Source organism: Pseudochrobactrum albidum, assembly GCF_051851455.1.
Classification (GTDB): Bacteria; Pseudomonadota; Alphaproteobacteria; order Rhizobiales; family Rhizobiaceae; genus Pseudochrobactrum.
This window is the reverse complement of the sequence record NZ_JBPVTR010000019.1, coordinates 148,929-174,127: the sequence shown is the minus strand read 5'-3', so window position 1 is coordinate 174,127 and position 25,199 is coordinate 148,929. Positions and strand designations below refer to the sequence as shown.

Below are 25,199 nucleotides of genomic sequence, written 5' to 3'. Positions count from 1 at the left end.
CCCTCTGTTTTTAGCTCAAAACCCTTCCGGAAATCACAGATATATACCAAGGCCGGCGTGAAGCCGGCCTTGAATTGATGTTTATTTACGGTTTTGCCGGTGCTCAATAAGATCATCAACCACAGCCGGATCAGCCAGTGTTGACGTATCGCCTAGCGCACCAAAATCATCCTCGGCAATCTTGCGCAGGATGCGGCGCATGATCTTGCCGGAGCGCGTTTTTGGCAAACCCGGCGCAAACTGGATCATATCCGGCGTTGCAATCGGCCCGATCTCAGTGCGCACATGTTTGGTAAGCTCCTTGCGCAATGCCTCTTCATTATGGGCATCTTCACCGGTCATCAAGGTAACATAGCAATAAATACCCTGTCCCTTAACCGGATGCGGATAACCGACAACGGCTGCCTCGGATACTGAATGATGCGAAACCAGCGCCGATTCAATTTCAGCCGTGCCAAGACGATGACCGGAAATATTTAACACGTCATCCACGCGTCCGGTAATCCAGTAATACCCGTCCTCATCACGGCGGCACCCATCACCGGTAAAATATTTGCCCTTATAGGTAGTAAAATAGGCCTCGATAAAACGGCGGTGGTCGCCATAAAGCGTGCGCATCTGCCCCGGCCATGAATCGGTAATGCAGAGATTGCCGTCTGCCACCCCTTCCAGAACCGCGCCTTCCGAATCCACAATCTGCGGCTTGATGCCGAAAAACGGACGTGTTGCCGAACCTGGTTTGAGATCGGTTGCGCCGGGCAACGGGGTAATCAGAATGCCGCCGGTCTCTGTCTGCCACCATGTATCCACAATAGGGCAGTTCTGATCGCCAACCACATTATAATACCATTCCCATGCTTCGGGATTGATCGGCTCGCCCACCGAACCGAGAAGACGCAGAGATTTGCGCGAATTGCGGGTGACAAATTCATCGCCTGCTCCCATCAAAGCGCGGATTGCGGTTGGAGCGGTGTAGAAAATATTGACCTGATGCTTGTCAACCACCTCCCAAAAACGCCCCTGATCAGGGAAATTCGGCACACCTTCAAACATCAGCGTGGTTGCACCATTGGCAAGCGGACCATAGACAATATAGGAATGTCCGGTCACCCAGCCCACATCCGCCGTGCACCAATAAATATCCCCCTCATGATAATCAAAGACATATTGATGGGTCATGGAGGCATAGACAAGATAACCGCCGGTGGTATGCAGCACCCCTTTAGGCTTGCCGGTGGAACCGGATGTATAAAGAATGAAAAGCGGGTCTTCGGCCTTCATCGGCTCCGGCTCGCAAACAGCATCAACGCTTGCAATTTCCTGATGATACCACAGATCACGGCCGCGCCCCCAATGGATCTTGCCGCCCGTACGGCGCACAACCAATACCTTGTTGACAAACACATATTGCTTGGCCGCAATATCAATTGCAGTATCGGTATTTTCTTTCAGCGGAATGGGCTTGCCACCGCGAATCCCCTCATCCGAGGTAATAACAAAAGTGGATTCACAATCCACAATACGGCCGGCCAGAGCCTCTGGCGAAAACCCGGCAAAAACAATTGAATGAACCGCGCCAATTCGCGCACAAGCCAGCATCGCATAGGCGGCTTCCGGAATCATCGGCAGATAAATGGTAACGCGGTCGCCTTTGCGCACGCCGTGTTTTTTCATCACATTGGCAAGGCGGCAGACATTCTCATGCAGTTCACGATAGGTGATTTTCTTGTCAATATAAGGATTGTCGCCTTCCCAGATAATTGCCGTCTGGTCACCGCGCTTCTCCAGATGGCGGTCAATGCAATTATAAGACACATTGGTAACTCCATCCTCATACCAGCGGATGGAGACATTATCCTCAAAAGAAGTATCTTTAACCTTGGTGTAAGGGGTGAACCAGTCTATACGCTTGCCGTGTTTGCCCCAGAAGGCATCCGGATCGCTGATACTTTCATTATACCATGCGAGATAGGTTTCATTGTCGATCAGCGCGCGTGCTTTCGCCTCCGGCAATACGGGATATTTCTTATCGGACATTATTCCTCCTCGTACCGGCGGCCCTCCCTGCCGGCACCTTGCATAAAAAACCGCATCATTGTTACTCATTGCGGTTCACATCGTAAATCAGGCAAAAGTCTGATTGCGCCGGAGTTTATAACTGTTACCCGACGAGACAAGACAATTATCTGCGATAAATTGTGCGCATTGCCTGTATTACTCAAGCGGCGGACGGGCGCCAAAAATCGCTGAACCGACACGCACCTGTGTGGCACCAAATATAATGGCGGTTTCATAATCACCGGACATACCCATGGAAAGCTCTGCAATGCCGGCTTCATCTGCCAGCTTGCGCAACAGGGCAAAATGCGGACCTGGATTTTCATGCTGAGGGGGAATGCACATCAAACCAGCAATTTCCAGCCCGTGCACATCGCGGCAACGGGCAATAAAGGCGGCAGCCTCTTGTGGATCAATGCCGGCTTTTTGCACTTCACTGCCGGTATTCACCTGCACAAAAAGCTTCAGTTTACGGTTTTGTTTTTTCTGTTCTGCGGCAATGGCGGCGGCAATTTTCTCACGGTCTATCGTCTGGATCACATCAAACAGCGCCACCGCTTCCGCCGCCTTGTTGGATTGCAGGGGGCCGATCAGATGCAACTCAATATCCGGAAAACGCTCCCGTAAGGCAGGCCATTTGCCCTGCGCCTCCTGCACACGGTTTTCACCAAAAATTCGTTGCCCTTCTTTCAGGGCAGGTAAAATTTCATCCCCGGAAAAAGTTTTGGAGACAGCGACGAGTTTTACCGATCCTGCTGCCCGCTGTGCCTCTTTTTCACAACGGCTGATAGCGGCGCGAACCTGTCTGAGGTTATCGCGAATGGTTTCAACAGGTGCATTCATGGTAAAAATCTCCTTTTTATGCTGCTTCACGATGGGAGAAGGTTGACGCTTTGGCCAATCCATGATGAAGGTCGCACTACATATTCCATTCTCTTTGCATGAGTAAATACAGCCATGGTAACTGAACGGGCAACCGAACGATATAATCCGCGCACAAGCGAACCCCATTGGCAGAAGATCTGGGAAGAAAACAGGATCTTCGAAACCAGGAACGATGATCCGCGCCCCAAATATTATGTTTTGGAAATGTTTCCCTATCCATCAGGGCGGATTCATATCGGCCATGTGCGCAATTATGCAATGGGTGATGTGATCGCCCGCTATAAGCGTGCACGCGGTTTCAACGTATTGCACCCGATGGGATGGGATGCCTTTGGCATGCCTGCGGAAAATGCAGCCATGCAGAACAAGGTTCACCCCAAAACATGGACCTATCAGAATATCGCCACCATGAAGCGCCAGCTCAAAACCATGGGGCTGTCGCTGGACTGGTCGCGCGAATTTGCCACCTGTGATGTGGATTATTACCACCGCCAGCAAATGCTGTTTCTTGATCTTTATGAAAAAGGGCTGGTCACGCGCAAAACCTCCAAGGTGAACTGGGATCCGGTTGATAATACGGTTCTGGCCAATGAGCAGGTGGTTGACGGGCGCGGCTGGCGTTCCGGCGCGCTGGTTGAACAGCGTGAACTGACACAGTGGTTTTTCAAGATCACGGATTTCAGTGAGGAGCTGCTTGCCGGACTGGATACGCTTGACCAGTGGCCGGATAAAGTGCGCCTGATGCAGAAAAACTGGATTGGCAAATCGGAAGGCTTGCAACTGCGTTTTGCGCTTGCCGGGCATGAAGGCGAGATTGAGGTTTACACCACCCGTCCGGATACACTGTTTGGTGCAGCCTTTGTGGCAATTGCCGCCGATCACCCATTGGCAAAAAAACTGGCCGAGAGCAATGAGGCTCTGGCAGCCTTTGCTGCCGAGTGCCGCCAGCACGGAACATCGGTTGCCACGCTTGAAACCATCGAGAAAAAAGGTTTTGACACGGGTCTGCGCGTTCAGCATCCCTTTGATCCGTCATGGACATTGCCGGTTTATGTGGCCAATTTTGTGCTGATGGAATATGGTACCGGCGCTGTTTTCGGCTGCCCTGCCCATGATCAGCGCGATCTGGACTTTGCCAATAAATATAAGCTGACTGTAACACCTGTTGTGTTGCCTGCAGGTGCTGATGCGGCAAGTTTTAAAATCACCGATACAGCCTATAATGATGAAGGCATCCTGTTTAATTCGCGTTTTCTTGATGGTATGACACCAGAAGCCGCGTTTAATGAAGTGGCAGATCGTCTGGAAAAGACCGAACTTAACGGTAAGCCGCAAGCCTTCCGCAAAACACAATATCGCTTGCGTGACTGGGGTATTTCCCGTCAGCGCTACTGGGGCTGCCCGATTCCGATGATTCATTGCGAATCTTGCGGAACTGTGTCGGTGCCACGCAATGAACTGCCGGTCAAACTGCCTGATGATGTGACCTTTGACCGGCCGGGCAATCCGCTTGATCGCCATGAAAGCTGGCGTCATGTCAATTGTCCGAAATGCGGCGGCAAGGCCCGCCGTGAAACCGATACGATGGATACATTTGTTGATTCATCCTGGTATTTTGCACGCTTTACCGCTCCATGGGAAAATGAGCCGACCGATCGCAAGGCTGCCGATGCATGGCTGCCGGTCGATCAGTATATTGGCGGTGTGGAACATGCGATTTTGCATCTGCTTTATTCACGCTTCTTTACCCGCGCGATGAAACTTGCCGGCCATCTGGAAGTGGAGGAGCCGTTTAAAGGGCTGTTCACGCAGGGCATGGTGGTTCACGAAACCTATAAGCATAAAGGGCAATGGGTATCGCCGCTGGAAATTCGTATCGAAGACAAAAATGGCGAGCGCACAGCCACAATGCTGGATTCCGGCGAGCCGGTGGAGATCGGCTCGATTGAGAAAATGTCCAAATCAAAGAAGAATGTCGTCGATCCCGATGATATTATCGCTTCTTATGGTGCCGATACAGCGCGTTGGTTTACGCTTTCCGACAGCCCGCCGGAGCGTGACATTGTGTGGACAGAGGCCGGTGCGGAAGGTGCGCACCGTTTTGTGCAGCGCGTCTGGCGCCTGATTTCCGAGGCTGGTGAAAATCTGAAAGGCGTTGCGCCAAAGGCCGCCTATGAGGGGGAAGCCGCACAGATTTCCAAGGCAGCGCACAAGACTGTAAAAGCGGTTGGTGATGACATTGAAAAAATTGTCTTCAACCGTGCAATTGCCCGTCTCTATGAGTTGCTCAATGTGCTGAGCACCCCGTTGCAAGCAATTGCCTCCGGCAAGGCTGATGATGTGACCAAGGCCGCAACCCGCGAGGCGACTGATATGTTTATCAGTATGATTGCTCCGATGATGCCGCATCTGGCAGAACAGTGCAATGCGGCAATCGGCGGTGAAGGCCTGGTCTCCACACGCAGCTGGCCTGTTATTGATGAGGCTTTGCTGGTCGAAAATGACATAACACTGCCGGTGCAGATCAATGGCAAAAAACGTGGTGATATTACAATTGCGCGTGATGCGGATCAGGCAACAGTGCAGGCTGCTGTTTTGGCTCTTGACTTTGTCAAAGCAGCGTTGAACGGTAATCCACCTAAAAAACTCGTTGTCGTACCGCAGAGGATTGTGAATGTCGTTGTCTGATCAGCCTGTTAAAGACAAATCTCCGATCCGCAAAAAACGCATGGCCATGCTGGCAGGCTTTGTCCTGTCAGCATTCGCTGCCGGTTGCACGGTGCAGCCGCTTTATGCACCATCTGCCAATATCAGCAACACTGCTGTGCCATCCGGTGTTCAGGCAAAGCTGGCCACAATCAAGGTTGATGAGGTGGACACAATCGGCGCACAGGCGGTGCGTAACCGGTTGATATTTGGCCTTTCTGGCGGAGCGGGTGAGCCTGCGCATCCGGCCTATCATCTCGCGCTCGGCCTGCAGACAACAACGGAATCTGCTGTTGAAGTGGATGTGGGTGACAAGACAACAGGCCGCCCCTCCGCCGGAACGGTGCGCATGCGCTCCAATTATGTGCTGCGGGACAAGGACGGCAAGGTTGTTGCCAGCGGCCGCCGTCAGGTCAGTGCATCTTATGATCGTCCGCGTCAGGAATTTGCGAATCTGCGTGCACGCCGTGATGCTGAAAAACGCGCAGCTGAAGAACTGGCGCAATATTTGTTACTGTCTCTGGCGCAGGATATGCAGAAGCTGCCTTAAAAAGTGCCTCATCGGCCTGCAAATGACGGTATCCTCATGGTCATCCGCTTTTAAGGCGCTACGATCCCGTTCCGGATATAACAAGCCCGCTCAGTACACCACCATCGAACTATTGATTTCAGTTTACTGAGCGGACTTTTGTTTATACAAGCGGTGCCTGATTAAGTGATACCCGATCAAGCAATAGATTGACCGGTTTTAGCCCAGTCTGCGAGAAATGCCTCAAGCCCCTTATCCGTCAGCGGATGTTTGACAAGAGCCTTGAGAGTTGCAGGCGGCGCGGTAACAACATCAGCACCGATCAAGGCCGCCTCCTTGACATGATTAACCGTGCGTACGGAAGCAGCAAGGATCCGGGTCTCAAAATCATAATTGTCATAGATGGTACGGATCTCACCAATAAGATCCATCCCGTTAAGGCCGATATCATCAAGACGGCCGATGAAAGGCGAAATATAAGTTGCGCCGGCCTTGGCAGCAAGCAGCGCCTGATTGGCCGAGAAACACAAGGTAAGATTGGTTTTATGGCCGTCAGAGGTCAGTGCCTTGCAGGCTTTCAAACCATCAAGTGTAACAGGCAGTTTGATGCAGATATTTGGCGCAATTTTTGCCAGAACAGCCGCTTCCTTCATCATGCCGTTATAATCGGTCGCTGTCACTTCAGCCGAAACCGGACCGGAGACAATCGAGCAGATCTCTTTGGTTACCTCAAGAATATTGCCGCCGGATTTGAGGATCAGTGATGGATTGGTGGTAACGCCGTCAACCAGTCCCAGATCATTGAGTTCACGGATGTCTTTGACATCGGCGGTATCCACAAAGAATTTCATTTCAGCCTATCCTCCATAATGGGTTTTGCTGTGCAGATATTATTATATCCGACAGAGATGAAATTGTTTATCGCATATTTTTATAAACCGGAACTATGTTTGGTAAATTACAATATATCATGTCAGGAATTGAATATGAGCAGGCTTTGCGGTTAAGTGCATAAGTGCGGCAGGGCTTGTTTACAGAGGCATTTTGTTATGCGGGGTGCGCGCTTGTGTGTTGCCAAAACGAAATGCCGGAAATGATCAGGATATTTTTTTGAGCGGGAAAACAGAGAATAAAACACGCCCTGTCGTGCCGGTTTTGGTGCCGATGCCGGCGGAACGTCCCTATAGTTATCTGGTTCCTGAAGGGATGAATGTGCAGGCCGGCTCTATTGTGCGTGTGCCGCTTGGCCCGCGCGAAGTGGCCGGTATTGTCACCGATGATGCAGGTGGTCCGCTTGACCCGAAAAAGCTGAAATCCATTCTGCATGTTTTTAATTGCCCGCCGGTGAGCGCGCAGATGCTGCATTTTATCCGCTGGACGGCAGATTATACGCTTTCGCCACCGGGTATGGTGGCGCGTATGGTGCTGCGCGCACCGGCCGCATTTGATCCTGAACCTTTTGTGCAGGGGCTGCGCTATACGGGCGCCAGTGCAGAGCGCCTGACCGCCGCCCGCCAGCGGGTGCTGGAAACCGCTGCAAAGGCCTCAAGCTGGACAAAATCCGGCCTTGCCCATGCCGCCGGTGTTTCCGCAAGTGTGATTGACGGCTTGAAAGCACAAGGCCTGTTTGAAGACGTGCTGATCCCGCCATTGCCGGTGGTGCAGGCGCCTGATCCTTTTTGCGGGCAGGCGGAATTGTCTGAAGAGCAACAGGCGGCATCCCAATGTCTGGTTGAGGCGGTGGAGGAGGATAAATATTCTGTCTCGCTGCTGCATGGGGTGACAGGTTCGGGCAAGACGGAAGTGTATTTTGAGGCGGTGGCGCGCGCAGTGGAACTTGGCAGACAAGTGCTGATCCTGCTACCTGAAATTGCGCTGACACAGCAGTTTCTTGATCGTTTTGAGAGCCGTTTTGGTACGCGCCCGGCAGAATGGCATTCTGATCTTGCGCCACGTCAGCGTGAGCGTGTCTGGCGGCAGGTTGCCGAGGGGCGGGTTAAAGTGGTTGCCGGTGCGCGCTCGGCCCTGTTTCTGCCTTTTGCCAATCCGGGGCTTATCATTGTCGATGAGGAGCATGATCCGGCCTATAAGCAGGAAGATCGTGTTTTTTACAATGCGCGTGATATGGCGGTCGTGCGCGGGTCAATCGGCAAATTTGCGGTTATTCTGGCATCTGCCACACCATCTGTTGAAAGTCTGGTCAATGCCCGTCAGGGGCGCTACCGCTATGTGCCCCTGCAGGGGCGCTATGCCGATGCAGCCTTGCCTGATCTCAAAGCCATTGATATGCGCCGTTCCCCGCCGCCGGCAGGGCGTTTTTTGTCGCCGGCATTGACAGAAGCTGTCAGCCAGACCTTGCAGCGCAGGGAACAGGCATTGTTATTTCTCAACCGGCGTGGCTATGCACCACTGACCTTGTGCCGTGTCTGCGGCCACCGGTTTCAATGTCCGGATTGTTCCAGCTGGCTGGTGGAACATCGCTTTCGCGGGCAATTAATGTGCCATCAATGCGGCTATCATGAAAAAAGCCCTGATGCATGTCCGGCCTGCGGTGCGCTGGATCATCTGGTGGCCTGCGGCCCCGGCGTGGAACGCATTGCCGAAGAAGCAGCGGCCCTATTTCCAAATGCGCGCATCATTGTTTTGTCATCGGATATGACAGGCGGGGTCAAGCGGTTGCGCATGGAAATGGAAGCCATTGCGCAAGGGGAGGCAGATATTGTGATTGGCACGCAACTGGTTGCCAAAGGGCATAATTTTCCGCTGATCACATTGGTGGGTGTGATTGATGCAGATCTTGGCCTTGCCAATGGAGACCCCCGTGCTGCGGAACGCACATTCCAGCTGCTCAGTCAGGTAACAGGGCGGGCAGGACGCACGGGGCGTAAAAGTGTTGGCCTCATTCAAACCTATCAACCCGATCATCCGGTGCTTAAAGCAATTATCGCCGGTGACGCACAGGCTTTTTATGACCGTGAGATTGAAGAGCGGGAACGGGGCATGCTGCCGCCTTTTGGCCGGCTTGCAGCCCTGATTGTGTCGGCTGACAGCAGGTCAGAAGCCGAAAGCCATGCGCGCGCATTGCGCCGTGCTGCCCCGCGCAGCGATGATATTGAGATACTCGGGCCTGCGGAGGCACCTTTGGCGGTGATTCGCGGCCGTCATCGTTTCCGCCTTTTGGTGCAGGGTGCAAAACGCTTTGCTCTGCAGGGTTATTTACGCACTCTTTTACAGGCTGCGCCAAAGCCGCGCGGCTCTGTGCGTGTGCAGGTAGATATTGATCCGCAAAGCTTCTTGTAAAATATATCGGGCGCTGAACCCTGTGATTTGCAAATTTACAGCACATCTTATCTTTTCAATGCGTGACGGAAATGCCCTGGCCGATAAATTTGCTTTTCCTTGCTGCATCACAGGTTTATAGCTCTTTACTGATCAGGCCGCCGTTCTGTATTCATGGGATCTGCAAATATGACTTTGGGCTTTGGCGGATAACAATATCCGGCTCCGGTAAGGTGATTGCTGATTTTGCAATGAAAACCGGTGATCAGCAAAACCGGAGAAAAATCCGGCGAGGAAAAGAGGTGTCGCGTGTCGTTTTATCTTCCTTCAAGTCAGGGTGAATGGCTGGCATGGACTGTTGGCGTTATCACGCTGCTATTCGGGCTTCTCCTGATGTTTGCACCGGCTATCTCATTAAAAATTTTACGCCTGAGCGCGCCGGATCTGCGTGTACATGCCCTGTCATCTGTGCGGGCAACAATGGCCGGGCCTTATATTGGTCTTGCTGTGGCATGCCTGTTATTTGCCCAGCCCTTTTTGTGGATGGCGCTGGGCTGTGTCTGGGGTTTTGTGCTTTTTGGCCGCCTGATTTCGATGATGTCGGATAAAGCCAATACATTTTATAACTGGATCGCAGCTGTTATTGAGCTGCTGTTGGCTGCCCTGCCGCTGCTTTTCGCTTTTGGCTTCATCCGTTGATGTAAAAATACCGCTGCCGCATATGCATAATTTTTTGCAGTTGTGACGGATTCGGGAATCACCGGCGTTTAAATGCAACACGAAGAAATTTTTATGCACAGCGGGCATAATTTTGCCGGAATTTTGCAAAAGCCGCGCGTATGATGAATGGTGCTGATTTGCTGGTTCAATATCGGTCAACGCTTTATTTGTTTTTCTCTATCTTATTGTTATTTATATATAATTATAATATTTTCCATATATTTTTACGATGCACCTGTTGCCACAAGCCATACTATGGCGCATAAAAACCCTGAAAATAGCATTGCAAAGCATATGAATCGGCGGGATTCGCGTGTTGCGAGTCCTGATTGTCTATGCTAGACGGCTTTCGAATTTCAATGCAGTCAATGGACAGTCAGATGGGGTGTTCCTATGGCGCAGATGTGTGTGCAACAAGGCACATCATCGGGGGGTATTGAAAAACATCAATAAAATCGCTGTTTTTAGGCATGGATAAGCTATGTGCTAAAAACGGGATTTCAACCAAGAGAGTTGGGTTTCGTGACAGGATCGTCTTCGCTCATTTCCGGTGTTGCTCAGCGCTATGCTGGATCCCTGTTTGATCTGGCGCTTGAGTCTAAATCCGTTGCTCAGGTGGAGAAAGGTCTTAAGTCTGTAGAGACTGTGATCGGCGAGAGTGAAGATCTCCGCCGCCTGATCCAGAGTCCGGTTTTCTCTACAGAGGATCAGCTTCGCGCGATTTCTGCTATTGCCGACAAGGCCGGCATTACCGGGCTGGTCGGTAACTTTTTAAAAGTTGTTGCCGGTAATCGCCGTCTGCTCGTATTGCCGGATATTATTAAAGCTTTTTACCAGATTGCTGCAGAAAGCCGCGGTGAAGTGACAGCTGATGTAACTTCTGCCCGTGAGCTTACGCAGGCACAGCAAAATGAATTGAAGGCGACGCTGAAGGGTGTGGCCGGCAAGGACGTGACAATCAATGTCACTGTCGATCCGTCTCTACTTGGCGGTCTCATTGTGAAGCTGGGGTCGCGTCAGATTGACACTTCCCTTCGCACTAAACTTTCTTCTCTCAAGCTTGCACTGAAAGAGGTCGGCTGATGGACATCCGCGCTGCGGAAATTTCCGCAATTCTGAAAGAGCAAATCAAGAATTTTGGCCAGGAGGCGGAAGTCTCTGAAGTTGGTCAGGTTCTTTCCGTTGGTGACGGTATCGCCCGTGTATACGGTCTGGACAATGTTCAGGCTGGCGAAATGGTCGAGTTTCCCGGTGGCATCCGCGGTATGGCGCTCAACCTTGAAAGCGACAATGTTGGTGTCGTTATTTTCGGTAATGACCGTGATATCAAGGAAGGCGATACTGTTAAGCGTACCGGCGCTATTGTTGACGTTCCTGTTGGTCCGGGTCTGCTTGGCCGCGTTATCGATGCTCTCGGTAACCCGATTGACGGCAAGGGTCCGATCAAGGCTACCGAGCGCCGCCGCGTGGACGTTAAGGCTCCTGGCATTATTCCGCGTAAATCGGTGCATGAGCCGATGTCAACCGGCCTGAAAGCCATTGATGCGCTTATTCCTGTCGGCCGTGGCCAGCGTGAGCTGGTGATCGGCGACCGCCAGACCGGTAAGACTGCAATCATTCTTGACACTTTCCTTAATCAGAAGCCGATTCACGATAACGGCCCTGATAAAGACAAGCTTTATTGCATTTATGTTGCTATCGGCCAGAAGCGTTCAACTGTTGCCCAGTTTGTCAAGGTTCTTGAAGAACGCGGCGCGCTTGAATATTCGGTCGTTATTGCCGCAACCGCTTCTGATGCTGCGCCTTTGCAATATCTGGCGCCGTTCTCCGGCTGTGCAATCGGTGAATATTTCCGCGATAACGGCCAGCATGCCCTGATTGGTTATGACGACCTTTCCAAGCAGGCTGTTGCTTATCGTCAGATGTCTCTTTTGCTGCGTCGTCCTCCCGGCCGTGAAGCCTATCCTGGTGACGTTTTCTATCTTCACTCCCGCCTTCTGGAACGTGCAGCCAAGCTGAATGATGAATTGGGTGCCGGTTCTCTGACCGCTTTGCCGGTTATTGAAACACAAGGTGGTGACGTTTCCGCCTTTATTCCGACCAATGTGATTTCGATCACTGACGGTCAGATCTTCCTTGAAACCAACCTGTTCCACCAGGGTATCCGCCCTGCTGTTAACGTTGGTCTGTCGGTTTCCCGCGTTGGTTCTGCAGCGCAGATCAAGGCGATGAAACAGGTTGCCGGTTCGATTAAGGGTGAACTTGCCCAGTATCGTGAAATGGCAGCATTTGCCCAGTTCGGTTCTGATCTGGATGCGGCAACCCAGCGTCTGCTCAATCGCGGTGCGCGTTTGACTGAGCTTCTGAAGCAGCCGCAATTCTCGCCGCTGAAGACAGAAGAGCAGGTTGCTGTGATTTTTGCAGGTGTTAACGGCTATTTAGACAAGCTGGCTGTTAATCAGGTTGGTAAATTCGAGGCTGGTCTTCTGGCATCATTGCGTTCTGAACATAAGGATGTTCTGGATGCAATCCGTGATCAGAAAGCAATCAGTGACGAAATCAAAGGCAAACTCAAGGCAGCTCTCGACGCTTTCGCCAAGAATTTTGCCTGATCAAACTCTGACGGGATGAACGGATGCCTTCACTAAAGGATCTGAGAAACCGTATCGCCTCGGTTAAGGCGACGCAGAAAATTACCAGGGCGATGCAAATGGTCGCCGCTGCGAAACTGCGTCGTGCCCAGGAAGCAGCCGAAGCGGCACGGCCGTATTCTCAGCGGATGAGTGCGGTTCTGGCAAATATTGCTCAGAATGTAAGCGGTGATGATGCACCGAAACTGATGGCGGGTTCAGGTAAGGACGATGTGCATCTGCTCATCGTCGCTACCGCGGAACGTGGTCTGTGTGGTGGTTTCAACTCGCAGATTGCACGTCTCGCCCGTGATCATGCCCGCCAATTGCTGGCACAGGGCAAGACGGTAAAAATCATCACTGTCGGAAAAAAAGGTGCGGATATTCTGCGTCGTGAGTTTTCCTCGCTAATCATTGATCATGTTGATCTGCGCGAGGTGAAACAGCTCAGCTTCGTGAATGCCGACCAGATCGGGCGCAAGGTGATCTCGCTGTTTGAACAAGGCGAGTTTGATGTTGCAACCCTGTTCTATTCGCGCTTCAAATCGGTGATCAATCAGATCCCGACAGCTCAACAGCTCATTCCGGCTTCCACCGCAGGTGATGCCGGGGAGGATGCGGGCGCGGATCAGGCAAGCGGTGCGATCTATGAGTATGAGCCGGATGCGGCAGCTATTCTCGGGGATCTTTTGCCGCGCAATATCTCTGTGCAGATTTTCAGTGCTTTGCTTGAAAATGTGGCTGGTGAGATGGGCGCCAAAATGAGCGCGATGGATAATGCAACGCGTAACGCTGGTGATATGATCAACAAGTTGTCGATCACCTATAACCGTCAGCGTCAGGCTCAGATCACCAAGGAACTGATCGAAATTATTTCGGGCGCGGAAGCGCTCTAGAATTTGGTTTTACCGCACAATCTTATCCGGAAAAGTCTGCAACTTTTCCGGATCGTGCTAACGGAAGGTAAGGATCGATGGCTAAAGCTGCGACACCGAAAACTACCAAGACACCGGCAAAGGCTAAGTCCGGCGAGGCTGCATCTGGTGCAGTCGGCCGTATCAAACAGGTCATCGGCGCTGTCGTCGACGTCCAGTTTGATGATCATCTGCCTCTGATCCTGAACGCGTTGGAAACCGACAATCTCGGTAACCGTCTCGTTCTGGAAGTTGCTCAGCATCTTGGCGAAAATACTGTACGTACCATTGCTATGGACTCGACCGAAGGTCTGGTTCGTGGTCAGAGCGTGCGTGATACCGGCGATGCGATCCGGGTTCCCGTCGGACCTGAAACGCTTGGCCGCATCATGAACGTGATTGGTGAGCCGGTTGATGAGGCCGGCCCGATTGTGACCGCTGCAACCCGCGGCATTCACCAGCCTGCTCCTGAATATATTGAACAGTCCACTGAAGCAGAAATTCTTGTAACCGGTATCAAGGTTGTGGATCTGCTGGCTCCTTACGCCAAGGGCGGTAAGATCGGCCTGTTCGGCGGCGCGGGTGTTGGTAAGACCGTTCTTATCATGGAACTTATCAACAATGTGGCAAAGGCCCATGGTGGTTATTCTGTATTCGCCGGCGTTGGTGAGCGTACCCGCGAGGGGAATGACCTTTACCATGAAATGATCGAATCCGGCGTGAACAAGCTTGGCGGCGGGGAAGGTTCGAAAGCAGCCCTTGTTTATGGTCAGATGAATGAGCCGCCAGGTGCGCGCGCGCGTGTTGCTCTCTCCGGTCTGACGATCGCTGAAAGCTTCCGTGATGAAGGTCAGGACGTGTTGTTCTTCGTGGATAACATCTTCCGCTTTACACAGGCTGGTTCTGAAGTGTCGGCTCTGCTCGGCCGTATTCCGTCGGCTGTGGGTTATCAGCCTACACTGGCAACGGATATGGGTGCGATGCAGGAACGCATCACCACAACAACCAAGGGCTCGATCACTTCTGTACAGGCAATTTATGTTCCTGCCGACGACTTGACTGACCCTGCACCTGCAACATCCTTTGCGCATCTTGATGCAACGACCGTTCTTAACCGTTCGATCGCTGAAAAAGGTATTTATCCTGCGGTTGACCCGCTTGACTCAACATCACGTATGCTGGATCCGATGATTGTCGGTGAAGAGCATTATGAAGTTGCCCGTCAGGTTCAGTCGATCCTGCAGCGTTATAAGTCTCTTCAGGATATTATCGCCATCCTTGGTATGGATGAACTGTCTGAAGAAGATAAGCTTACCGTTGCGCGTGCCCGCAAGATCGAACGCTTCCTGTCACAGCCGTTCTTTGTGGCTGAGGTCTTTACCGGTTCACCCGGTAAGCTGGTTGATCTTCAGGACACCATCAAAGGCTTCAAGGGACTTTGCGCCGGCGACTATGATCACTTGCCGGAAGCTGCTTTCTACATGGTCGGTTCTATTGAAGAAGCGATTGAAAAAGCAGAAAAACTGGCACAGGCTGCCTAATCAACAAGGTCAGGCGGAAGTTTTTTCCGCCTGTCCTTTCTTTCAAAAAGCGCGGATTGGCGCTGTTTTGAAACTCTCATAAAGACGAACAGCGTTTTTTCACGCTGAATAAACAGAATTCAACACCGGAACACTGTTGCATAACAGTTCGTTCGGGAAATTTGAGTGAGAATCATGGCTGGAACCTTCAAATTCGAACTGGTATCACCGGAACGCCTGTTGCTCTCTGCTGAAGTGAGCGAAGTGGTTATTCCCGGTAGCGAAGGCTATCTGACAGTTCTGGCCGGTCATGCTCCTTTAATGACAACAATCATGCCAGGCACTGTTGCTGTCAAAACGGCTGATGGCAAGAGCGATTCTTATGTTGTTTTCGGCGGCTTTGCAGATATTACACCGGAAGGCTGTTCTCTGCTGGCAGAATCTGCGCTTCACATTGATGAAGTAAGCCGTGAAGATATTACCGCACGCATTGCACATGCCCGTAAGCAGGTTGAAGATGCCAGCTCTCAGGAACATCGTACCAAAGCTGAACAATTTCTTCATCAATTGATGACAATAGAGGGTACGATCCTTCCAGCTTGAAATTCCGGAAGAGTATCAGAAGAATAAAGAACCCGCGCTATTTACTTAGCGCGGGTTTCTTTTTCGATCCTCAAAGAAAGTTAAATTTAACGCAAAAGGTAAAAGTCTTTAGATAAGCGTTTTCACGTGAATCAAAACAACAATTGGCGGCTTTTTAAAAATCAATCGTACGACCCTTGATTTCCCAATCACCGTAACGCGCCGGATCCTTACCGCCGCGCCCGCCAATTTCCCGCACCGTTTCCACGTCTTTTTCCGCCTTGCGGCGGGCTTCTGCCTCCAGCAAGGCGCGCTGGGCGGCAGGCGGCAAATCTTCAAATTTGCGGCGCGGTTCAGATGCAGCTGTTTTTTGATAATCTGCTAATGAAACTACATTGTTTTTGAGAGGTGCCGTTTCATCACTCATCATTTTCGTCCTGTCAGCCTGCTGTGCAAAGCAGCCGCATAATGGCTGCTTCTGCCGCTTCTTATCTTCTGCCCGTTTCCTTATATAACACTTATCACAGAGCGGAGCATTTGTGAGGCAAAAAATCTGCAACGCTTCATCCGCCAATAATATGATATGATAACTGTCCGGGGCAGTTTTAGCGTTTCTGTTTTAACCGCACCACTGTTATCTTATTGAAGATGCTTCACAGAAACACCATTTATCACCGCAAGAAAATAACCCGGATTCCTGAGCCAGACGGAGACACTAAATGAATATGATGCGCACATTCATGCTGATTGCCTTCATGACAGCCATGTTTATGAGTGTCGGCTATCTTATCGGCGGCTCCGGCGGCATGATGATTGCTCTTATCATTGCTGTCGCGATGAATTTTTTCAGCTATTGGTATTCTGACAAGATGGTGCTGCGGATGTATAATGCGCAGGAAGCCGATGAGCATACAGCACCTGAATATCACCAGATTGTGCGTGATCTGGCTGCGCGCGCCGGCCTGCCGCAACCGCGCATCTATATTATTCATGAAGATCAGCCCAATGCCTTTGCCACCGGCCGCAATCCTGAAAATGCCGCCGTTGCTGCCACAACCGGTCTGCTCACACGCCTGAGCAAACAGGAAATTGCCGGCGTCATGGCGCATGAGCTTGCCCATGTGCAAAACCGCGATACGCTGACCATGACAATCACCGCCACACTTGCCGGTGCAATTTCCATGCTTAGTAATTTTGCATTTTTCTTCGGTGGTAACCGTGAAAACAACAATGCATTGGGCATGATCGGCACTCTTATTGCCATGCTGGTCGCGCCTTTTGCCGCGATGATTGTGCAAATGGCCATCAGCCGCACCCGTGAATATGCCGCCGACCGCCGCGGTGCGGAAATCTGTGGCAATCCGCTGTGGCTAGCCTCCGCGCTCAACAAGATTGCCCGCGGCGCTCATGAAACAATCAATGAAGAAGCCGAACATAATCCGGCGACCGCCCATATGTTTATCATCAATCCTCTGAACGGAAGCGGTGCGGATAATTTGTTCTCCACCCATCCGGATACAGCAAACCGCATTGCCGCCCTGCAAAACCTTGCACAGGAAATGGGGATAGATTCTGCCGCATTTCCTGCAGATAATGGTTTGCACAATGCGCGCTCTGGTGCATATAAGCCAGCAAATAACCCGGTGCATTCTCAAACCTATAACCGCCCTGATCGCCAAAACCCCTGGGGAAATATCGGGGATAAAGATGACAGCGATGACAAGCCGGAAACACCCTATAAAGGACCATGGTCTTGACCAATAAAACACCTGCCCGCGAATGCTCCGGTTTTGACCCGCATAAAAAACCGGTTAAAAAGCAGGGAAAAAATTCTGCAGGCTCTGAAACTGTTAACCGTGCAAAACTTGAAGCCAGCCATCCGGGCTTGAATGTGCGTCTTTGCGCTGCCAGGCTGCTCCACGCGGTGGTTGCAAAAAACACCTCACTGGATGGGCTGACCGATGCCGTAAACGGCCATCCGCAATATATTGCACTGGATGAGCGCGACCGCTCTTTGGTGCGTGCTATTCTTGGCACCGCATTGCGCAACCGCAATACGATTGAAACCGCATTAACCAGATTGCTGGATCGCCCGCTGCCTGCCAATGCCATTGCCCTGCAGCAATTGCTGCATATTGGCGCGGCACAAATTCTCTATCTTGATGTGCCCGACCATGCTGCGGTTGATCTGACAGTAACCGCCGCCAATATTGACCCGCGCAATCGCAAATATGCCAGCCTTGTCAATGCTGTACTGCGCCGTCTTACCCGCAACAAGGAACGGGCAATTAACTTAAAAATCCCAAACGGCCCTGATTGGTATATTGATAGCCTCATCAAAACCTATGGTCAGGAACAGGCAAAAGCCATTTTGGCAATACAAGCCTGTGAGCCGTCCATTGATCTTACTGTAAAAAGCAATCCCCGCTTCTGGGCAGAAAAGCTTGGCGGTATCCTGTTGCCCAATGGTTCTGTGCGGCTTGATCGCTTTGCAGGTGCGCTCACTTCATTACAGGGCTTTGCTGAAGGTGAATGGTGGGTACAAGACGCGGCAGCAAGCCTGCCTGCCACTCTGCTTGGTAATATCAAAGGCAAGCGCGTGGCCGATCTTTGTGCGGCACCGGGCGGTAAAACCGCGCAACTGATTGTTGCCGGCGCCAGTGTCACCGCTTTTGATATTAATAAAAATCGCCTCAAGCGCCTTAAAAGCAATCTCGGTCGCCTCAAGCTGCAGGCAGAGCTGATTGCCGCCAATATTCTCGATTTTCAGACCGATACGCCCTTTGATGCCATTTTGCTTGATGCTCCCTGCTCATCCACCGGTACCGTGCGCCGCCATCCTGATGTAGTATGGACAAAAACACCGCAAGATATTGCCAGACTTGCACAGGTTCAGGCCAGTCTGTTACGCCATGCCGCAACATTGGTCAGGCCGGGCGGGCTGATCGTGTTTTCCAATTGTTCGCTCAACCGCGAAGAAGGCGAGGATATGGCAAAGGCTGTTCTGGCTGAAGGAATTCTGAAAGCCGAGCCGTTCAGACCGGAAGAGCTGCAGGGGCTGGAGCAACTGATTACGGATCAGGGTTTTCTGCGCTCAACGCCAGCTGATTTGCCCCATGCAGATCGCAAATTGGCCGGCCTTGATGGATTCTTTGCTGCCCGCTTTCGCAAACCGGAATAAGTGTGCAGGATTTCTTGTCTCTTTTCTGAAAAATTATGCTGTTCCACATCATTCTGCGCAATATGGTTAACAAAAAGTTCACTATTGCCATGAAATGATGGATTATAGTGCATCAAATATTGCCCGCGCTGTTACAATCAAACAGTGCGGCAATGCAAAGTAATAATCAATCCGGAGCAAATATCATGATCCTATCCGGTCATAAATGCTGCGGAACAATCTGTGACCGGCCGGGAGAATTCTCTGCGGCCTGCCAATCTCCAGGGAGTATTCATCTGTGAATGTCGCGCTGAGCGAAACCCCGCATTTATGGACACTGGCCGTTGCCCAAAGCTGGCGGCGTTTCAGCAGGCGTGTGCGGCGCGGCCCGATGTTCCGCTGGCGGTTTTCCGGTTTCACACCTGAGCGGGTGCTGATAGCACCGCCAGATCTGCGCGTGGCTGACCCGCAATTGGCGCAGGAGTTTTATCACGGCCGTTATGCGCTCGCCGGCCGTTTAGTGGAAACCGGAGGTATCTCCCCCTTTGCCATTGAGCCGCCGACCGATGCATGGGAGGCCGCCTTGCATAATTTTGGCTGGCTGCGCAATATGCGTGCAGCCGGCACAGAGCTTGCCATGGTCAATGCCCGCGCCTTGGTGGAGGACTGGATCCGCATGCATGGCAAGCGTATTGAGGGCATTGCCTGGCAGCCGGCTGTCACTGCACAGCGCATCATTGCCTGGCTGCAGCATTCCAATATTATTCTGGCAACATCCGATCTTGCCACTTATCGCAAATTCATGCGCTCACTGGCCATGCAGGTGCGATATTTGCGCACCATGGCAGGCGTGATGGATGACGGGGAAGATAAATTGCGGGCACGTATTGCGCTGGCTTTTGCAAGCCTTGCCCTGCCGGTTTCCCAATCCATGACCCGCTCGGCACGGCGCCATCTTGAATATGAGCTGAACCGGCAGATATTGGCTGACGGCGGCCATATCTCCCGCAATCCGGCAGCGGTTCTGGAACTGCTGGCTGATTTGCTGCCACTGCGCCAAACCTATAGCAATGGCAATGAGAATCCGCCAAAAGCACTGATTGAGACCGTGGAGCGCATGTTGCCTGCCCTGCGGTTCTTTCGTCATCAGGATGGCAGTCTGGCACTGTTTAACGGTGTGGGGCCAACCCTGCCGGAACGGCTGATCTCCGTGCTGCGCCATGATGAGACAGACGGCGCACCGCTCACCCATGCGCCGCATTCCGGCTATGAGCGCCTGCATATGGGCTCTACCACAATCATTGCCGATACGGGGCTGCCGCCGCCGGTTACCGCCTCACGTGATGCCCATGCCGGTTGTCTGGCCTTTGAAATGTCCTCAGGCCGCCAGCGTTATATTGTCAATACCGGTATTGACCGTTTCGGCCCGCCGGAATTCCGCCTGCTCGGCCGCAGTACCGCTGCACATTCCACTGCAACCATCAATGACACCTCCTCGTGCCGGTTCAGCCTCAATTCCGGCATTTCCAATGTTCTTGGCACACCGATTATTGCAGGCCCGACCAGCGTCAGGCGCCAGCGTCTGGAAGGGATAGGTGAACAAGGATTTATTGCCAGCCATGATGGTTATGTGCGCTTGTTCGGCTACACCCATGAGCGCCAGATTGTGCTTTCACATAATGGCAGCCTGATTGAGGGGGTTGACCGTTTTATCAAATCGCATCTCAAGCCCGCACGGAAGAATAAGAACAAACAACAGGCCGATCTGGTCACTGTGCGTTTTCACATTCATCCGCAGGTCTATATCCGTATGGATGAAGAGGGCATTGTGCATTTGACCGCAGATCATGATGACAGCTGGGCATTTTCCTGTGCCGATGTCATGCCGCAACTGGAGGATTCCATCTATTTTGCCGGCTTTCGTGGTCCTGTGCGCTCACGTCAGATCGTGCTGACCTTTTCGGCAATACAGGATGATCATATCAGCTGGCGCTTTACCCGCACCGGTCTTGGTCAATATGTGTGACCATTATCACAATCCTGCGTTTTAATATAGGATTCCTGCCACAGCTGTGATACGCCCCAAGCGTCCCACTTTACCGGATCAATGTCTGTAACGGGTAATCAGATCCGTTACGCCCGCATTATCCTGACATAAAGCACAAAGAGACCGTCATGGCTGTTAGCTCCAAACATATCCCCGCTCCCGATCTTTTTCCTGTGCGCCGCGCACTGCTCTCCGTATCGGACAAAACCGGTCTGGTTGATTTTGCCCGTGCCCTGCATGCAAAGGGCGTTGAGCTTCTGTCCACCGGCGGCACCGCCAAAGCCATTGCCGCAGCTGATATTCCGGTGCGTGATGTATCCGAGATCACCGGCTTTCCTGAAATTATGGACGGCCGCGTCAAGACATTGCATCCGGCTGTTCACGGCGGTCTGCTGGCTGTGCGCAATGATCCGGAACATGTGGCGGCGATGGAAGCCCACAATATTACCGGTATTGATCTGGTGGTGATCAATCTCTACCCGTTTGAGGAAGTCCGCTATAAAGGCGGCGATTATGACACCACTGTTGAGAATATCGACATTGGCGGGCCGGCCATGATCCGCGCTTCGGCTAAAAACCATGCCTATGTGACTATTGTTACCGATCCTAACGATTATGACAGTGTGATTGCCGAACTGGAAAACGGCAATGGCTCGCTGCCCTATGCATTCCGCCAGCGCATGGCCGCCAAGGCATTTGCCCGTACCGCTGCTTATGATGCCGCCATTTCCGGCTGGTTTGCAGAAACCACACAACAGGAAGCCCCGCTGCACCGCGCATTGGCCGGCAAGCTGCATTCTGTTATGCGTTATGGTGAAAATCCCCATCAAAAGGCAGGTTTTTACCTGACAGGTGAAAACCGCCCTGGTGTGGCAACTGCCACCCAGCTGCAAGGCAAGCAGCTTTCTTATAATAATATCAATGACACCGACGCAGCCTATGAGCTTGTGGCTGAATTTGATCCGGCAAAAACAGCAGCCGTTGCCATTATCAAACATGCCAATCCCTGTGGTGTTGCAGAAGGAGCAACGCTGAAGGAAGCCTATCTCAAGGCCTATGCCTGTGATACGGTTTCAGCCTTTGGCGGCATTGTGGCTCTTAACCGCACACTGGATGCGGAAGCCGCGGAAGAAATTGTCAAGATTTTCACTGAAGTGATTATAGCGCCGGATGCAACGCCGGAAGCACAGGCCATTGTTGCCGCCAAAAAGAACCTGCGCTTGCTGATTACCGGTGGCCTGCCGGATGTTCGCAGCCCCGGTATTGCTGCAAAAACCGTTGCCGGCGGCCTGCTGATCCAGAGCCGTGACAATGGCAATATTGACGATCTTGATCTTAAAATCGTCACCAAGCGTGCACCGACGCCGGGGGAAATGGAAGACCTGAAATTTGCCTTCCGTGTTGCCAAACATGTCAAGTCCAATGCGATTGTCTATGTGAAAGACGGCGCAACGGTGGGCATTGGTGCCGGCCAGATGAGCCGTGTGGATTCTTCACGCATTGCTGCCCGCAAAGCAGAAGATGCAGCAGCCGTTACCGGCGGCCAGCCTTTGACCAAAGGCTCAGTCGTTGCCTCGGATGCTTTTTTCCCGTTTGCGGATGGTCTGATTTCCGCTGTTGAAGCCGGTGCCACAGCCGTTATTCAGCCGGGCGGCTCAATGCGTGATAATGAAGTGATTGCCGCCGCTGATGAAGCCGGTATTGCCATGGTCTTTACCGGTATGCGCCACTTCCGCCATTAATGCATTTTGAGCAAAATGAAACATTTTGCATGCCAATAATGCGAGAAGCAAAGAGACAGGTATTTCATTGCCTCATATAAATTGAAATGCTCCGGATATAAAATTATTGGCAAAATTCAGGACGCAGTGTCACTTGACACCGCGTCTTTTTATTAAGTAATGCTAATATTGATTAGCGATATCATGATTTTAAAACTGGCCGTTTAACCCGCAGCCCCCTTATTTGTAACATATTGTTTTTATATATTAATTTTGGAAAAATTGATGATGCATGGTTTTATGGGTGAGTTTTTAGGCACCACAATTCTCATTCTTCTTGGCAATGGCACGGTTGCCAATGTCTTACTCACAAAATCAAAAGGTCATGCATCCGGCTGGATTGTTATCACTGCCGGATGGGGCTTTGCAGTTTTATGCGGGGTTCTGGTTGCCCTTGCTGCCGGCAGTGCCGCCCATCTCAATCCGGCTGTAACATTTGCTTTTTATGCCGCCGGCAAATTTCCTGCATCGCAACTGGCTCCATATATTATTGCACAATTCTGCGGTGCATTTTCAGGCGCGGTACTGGTCTATTTATCCTATCTGCCTCATTGGCACCTGACCAAAAGCCCTGAGGATAAACTGGCTGTTTTTTGCACCAGCCCCGCCATTCGCAATTTTCCGGCCAATGCTGCAACCGAGATTATCGGCACATTTGTGCTGGTGCTTGTTGTGGTTGCGCTGTCAACCAGGCCTGTTCTGGCAACCGGTGTGCCTGTGCCATTAATGGTTGGTCTGCTTGTCTGGTCAATTGGCTTATCCCTTGGCGGCCCTACCGGTTATGCAATCAACCCCGCACGCGATCTTGCCCCGCGCCTTGCCCACACATTGCTGCCGATTACCGGCAAGGGCAGCTCACAATGGTTTTATGCGATTGTGCCTGCCGGTGCTCCGCTAATCGGCGGCCTGATTGCCATAAGCGTGGCAAAAATCATGGCGATCATCTAAAATCTTGTGCCACTTTATCCTTTTGCCGGGTAAGGCGTTCTGGCTGCAAGATATAAACCACCGACAAAAAACAGCACCAGCACAGCCATGCCAAGCCGTGCGGAACCGCTGGCAGCCGTCATGCTTGCCACCAGAAACGGCGCCAGAAAACTTGTTGCCCTTCCGGCCAGTGCATAAATGCCAAAATAGCGCCCAGCCTCATGCGCGGCAATGCTGCGGGCAAACCATGAGCGGGAAGAAGCCTGAACAGGACCAAAGGCAATACCGATCAACATGCCAAATGCCAGATAGGCCTTTTCCCCGCCTGAGGAAAACAGGCCGCTCTGACTATCTGGCGCAAATTGCACCAGACCATAAAGCGTATAATCCGGACCTGTGGAAATAATGCCCAATGTTGCAACAAGAAGCAGCACCAGAGATGCCACAACCACCCATTTGGAACCGAGCCACCGGTCGATATAACTTGCAAACCAGCACCCGAAAATCGCAACAACATTCAAAATAATTCCAAATAGCCCGATTTCGGTAATCGACCAGCCAAACATGGCCGCGGCAAAACCGCCTCCCAATGCCAGCAAGGCATTGACCCCGTCCTGATAGATCATCCGCGCCATCAGAAAACGAAACAGATCAGCTTTTTTACGTATTTCATACAGCGTTTCTTTCAATTCCGCCAATCCTTCACGAATGGCGCTTTTCAGCCCCATTTGCTTATTCTGATCCGGCGTGAAAACAAACATCGGCAAGATAAAAACAAAATACCACAAAGCCGAAACAGGCCCCGTAATACGGGCATCCTCACCTTTGAGCGCATCCAGACGCCAGAATGGTTCAATACCAATCAGGGTCTTGCCGGTTTGCGGTGCAACGGCAAGGCAAGTGACCACAAAGATCAGCACAATCATTCCGGCAAGATAGCCAAGCCCCCATGCCAGATTGGAAATCTGCCCGATATGCGCGGCAGGAATCAGGCGCGGGATCATGGAATCATTAAAAACAATGGAGAATTCCGCAGCAACGGATGCACAAATAAAGGCCAGCAACACCCAGATATAGGCGGAGCCAGGCTCTGCAAACCATAAAAGCGACAGGCTGATAATCTTGATCACGGCAAAAAAACCGATCCACGGTTTTCTTGCCCCTGTTTTATCGGCAATTGAACCAAGGACCGGCGACAAGACAGCGATGATAATACCCGCTGCCGCCACGCCATAGCCCCAGGCTGCCTGCCCTGCGGCGGGATCTTCCGACATGCGGGAGATAAAATAAGGCCCAAAGATAAATGTGGTAACAACAGTGAAAAACGGCTGGGCTGCCCAGTCAAAAAACATCCAGCCCCAAATGCCCTTATTCCATAAGCCTTGCTTTGCCGGTTGCTCTGCGGACGGATGTATGATGCTCAAATCACGGCTCCCCAATCATTCATTGAGCCTATTTAAA

General features: G+C 51.9%; 19 protein-coding genes. 14 read left to right on the top strand and 5 right to left on the bottom strand.

Annotated features, from left to right (window positions below; genetic code table 11):
* Positions 1 to 81 precede the first annotated feature (81 nt).
* Together acs and ACSTTO_RS04405 are read right to left on the bottom strand one after the other, a co-directional pair.
* Entirely contained in the window at positions 82 to 2,037 is a 1,956-nt protein-coding gene (gene acs / locus ACSTTO_RS04410) for an acetate--CoA ligase (RefSeq protein ID WP_439271931.1), read from the bottom strand.
* A gap of 177 nt (positions 2,038 to 2,214) precedes the next feature.
* Complete coding sequence (locus ACSTTO_RS04405) at positions 2,215 to 2,901, bottom strand: YggS family pyridoxal phosphate-dependent enzyme (protein WP_439271930.1); 687 nt, start codon at positions 2,899 to 2,901, stop codon at positions 2,215 to 2,217.
* Between the two features lie 114 nt (positions 2,902 to 3,015).
* Here ACSTTO_RS04405 and leuS point away from each other — a divergent pair, with 114 nt between their 5' ends.
* The gene (gene leuS / locus ACSTTO_RS04400) at positions 3,016 to 5,631 is read left to right on the top strand and encodes a leucine--tRNA ligase (RefSeq protein WP_439271929.1); all 2,616 of its coding nucleotides are present in this window, start codon (positions 3,016 to 3,018) and stop codon (positions 5,629 to 5,631) included.
* Positions 5,632 to 5,671: 40 nt separating this feature from the next.
* Complete coding sequence (gene lptE / locus ACSTTO_RS04395; protein WP_439271975.1) at positions 5,672 to 6,199, top strand: LPS assembly lipoprotein LptE; 528 nt, start codon at positions 5,672 to 5,674, stop codon at positions 6,197 to 6,199.
* Positions 6,200 to 6,375: 176 nt separating this feature from the next.
* On the opposite strand, the gene fsa is transcribed toward lptE, so the two are convergent.
* Positions 6,376 to 7,029 carry a fructose-6-phosphate aldolase gene (gene fsa, locus ACSTTO_RS04390; RefSeq protein ID WP_439271928.1) on the bottom strand — a complete coding sequence of 218 codons (654 nt, stop codon included), beginning with the start codon at positions 7,027 to 7,029 and terminating at the stop codon, positions 6,376 to 6,378.
* Between the two features lie 259 nt (positions 7,030 to 7,288).
* Here fsa and ACSTTO_RS04385 point away from each other — a divergent pair, with 259 nt between their 5' ends.
* The 7 genes from ACSTTO_RS04385 to ACSTTO_RS04355 all read left to right on the top strand — a co-directional run bounded on the left by ACSTTO_RS04385 (position 7,289) and on the right by ACSTTO_RS04355 (position 15,844).
* A complete protein-coding gene (locus ACSTTO_RS04385) occupies positions 7,289 to 9,478 on the top strand; it encodes a primosomal protein N' (RefSeq protein ID WP_439271927.1) in 2,190 nt (729 codons plus the stop codon).
* 288 nt (positions 9,479 to 9,766) lie between these two features.
* The gene (locus tag ACSTTO_RS04380; protein ID WP_439271926.1) at positions 9,767 to 10,156 is read left to right on the top strand and encodes an AGROH133_08824 family phage infection protein; all 390 of its coding nucleotides are present in this window, start codon (positions 9,767 to 9,769) and stop codon (positions 10,154 to 10,156) included.
* 543 nt (positions 10,157 to 10,699) lie between these two features.
* Positions 10,700 to 11,260 (top strand): F0F1 ATP synthase subunit delta, encoded by a 561-nt coding sequence (locus tag ACSTTO_RS04375; RefSeq protein WP_439271925.1) that lies wholly within the window; start codon positions 10,700 to 10,702, stop codon positions 11,258 to 11,260.
* Entirely contained in the window at positions 11,260 to 12,789 is a 1,530-nt protein-coding gene (gene atpA / locus ACSTTO_RS04370) for a F0F1 ATP synthase subunit alpha (protein WP_439271924.1), read from the top strand. The genes ACSTTO_RS04375 and atpA overlap by 1 nt, the downstream gene beginning before the upstream one ends.
* 23 nt (positions 12,790 to 12,812) lie before the next feature.
* Entirely contained in the window at positions 12,813 to 13,703 is an 891-nt protein-coding gene (locus ACSTTO_RS04365; protein WP_439271923.1) for a F0F1 ATP synthase subunit gamma, read from the top strand.
* 77 nt (positions 13,704 to 13,780) lie between these two features.
* Positions 13,781 to 15,262 carry a F0F1 ATP synthase subunit beta gene (atpD, locus tag ACSTTO_RS04360; protein ID WP_439271922.1) on the top strand — a complete coding sequence of 494 codons (1,482 nt, stop codon included), beginning with the start codon at positions 13,781 to 13,783 and terminating at the stop codon, positions 15,260 to 15,262.
* A 174-nt stretch (positions 15,263 to 15,436) separates the two neighbouring features.
* Positions 15,437 to 15,844 (top strand): F0F1 ATP synthase subunit epsilon, encoded by a 408-nt coding sequence (locus ACSTTO_RS04355; protein ID WP_439271921.1) that lies wholly within the window; start codon positions 15,437 to 15,439, stop codon positions 15,842 to 15,844.
* A 154-nt stretch (positions 15,845 to 15,998) separates the two neighbouring features.
* Here ACSTTO_RS04355 and ACSTTO_RS04350 read toward each other — a convergent pair whose 3' ends face one another.
* Positions 15,999 to 16,250: a DUF1674 domain-containing protein gene (locus tag ACSTTO_RS04350; protein WP_439271920.1), complete on the bottom strand. Its 252-nt coding sequence runs from the start codon at positions 16,248 to 16,250 to the stop codon at positions 15,999 to 16,001.
* Positions 16,251 to 16,542: 292 nt separating this feature from the next.
* On the opposite strand from ACSTTO_RS04350, the gene htpX reads away from it, so the two are divergent.
* From htpX to ACSTTO_RS04325, 5 genes are all read left to right on the top strand, one after another.
* Positions 16,543 to 17,580, top strand: a complete 1,038-nt coding sequence (htpX, locus tag ACSTTO_RS04345; RefSeq protein WP_439271919.1) for a zinc metalloprotease HtpX — start codon at positions 16,543 to 16,545, stop codon at positions 17,578 to 17,580.
* Positions 17,571 to 19,004: an RsmB/NOP family class I SAM-dependent RNA methyltransferase gene (locus ACSTTO_RS04340; protein ID WP_439271918.1), complete on the top strand. Its 1,434-nt coding sequence runs from the start codon at positions 17,571 to 17,573 to the stop codon at positions 19,002 to 19,004. Before htpX ends, ACSTTO_RS04340 begins: the two co-directional genes overlap by 10 nt.
* Before the next feature lie 277 nt (positions 19,005 to 19,281).
* Entirely contained in the window at positions 19,282 to 21,009 is a 1,728-nt protein-coding gene (locus tag ACSTTO_RS04335; RefSeq protein ID WP_439271917.1) for a heparinase II/III family protein, read from the top strand.
* Positions 21,010 to 21,158: 149 nt separating this feature from the next.
* The gene (purH, locus tag ACSTTO_RS04330) at positions 21,159 to 22,772 is read left to right on the top strand and encodes a bifunctional phosphoribosylaminoimidazolecarboxamide formyltransferase/IMP cyclohydrolase (RefSeq protein WP_439271916.1); all 1,614 of its coding nucleotides are present in this window, start codon (positions 21,159 to 21,161) and stop codon (positions 22,770 to 22,772) included.
* Between the two features lie 264 nt (positions 22,773 to 23,036).
* Positions 23,037 to 23,759 carry an MIP/aquaporin family protein gene (locus ACSTTO_RS04325; RefSeq protein WP_439271915.1) on the top strand — a complete coding sequence of 241 codons (723 nt, stop codon included), beginning with the start codon at positions 23,037 to 23,039 and terminating at the stop codon, positions 23,757 to 23,759.
* A gap of 14 nt (positions 23,760 to 23,773) precedes the next feature.
* Here ACSTTO_RS04325 and ACSTTO_RS04320 read toward each other — a convergent pair whose 3' ends face one another.
* Complete coding sequence (locus ACSTTO_RS04320; protein ID WP_439271974.1) at positions 23,774 to 25,090, bottom strand: MFS transporter; 1,317 nt, start codon at positions 25,088 to 25,090, stop codon at positions 23,774 to 23,776.
* Between the last annotated feature and the right edge of the window lie 109 nt (positions 25,091 to 25,199).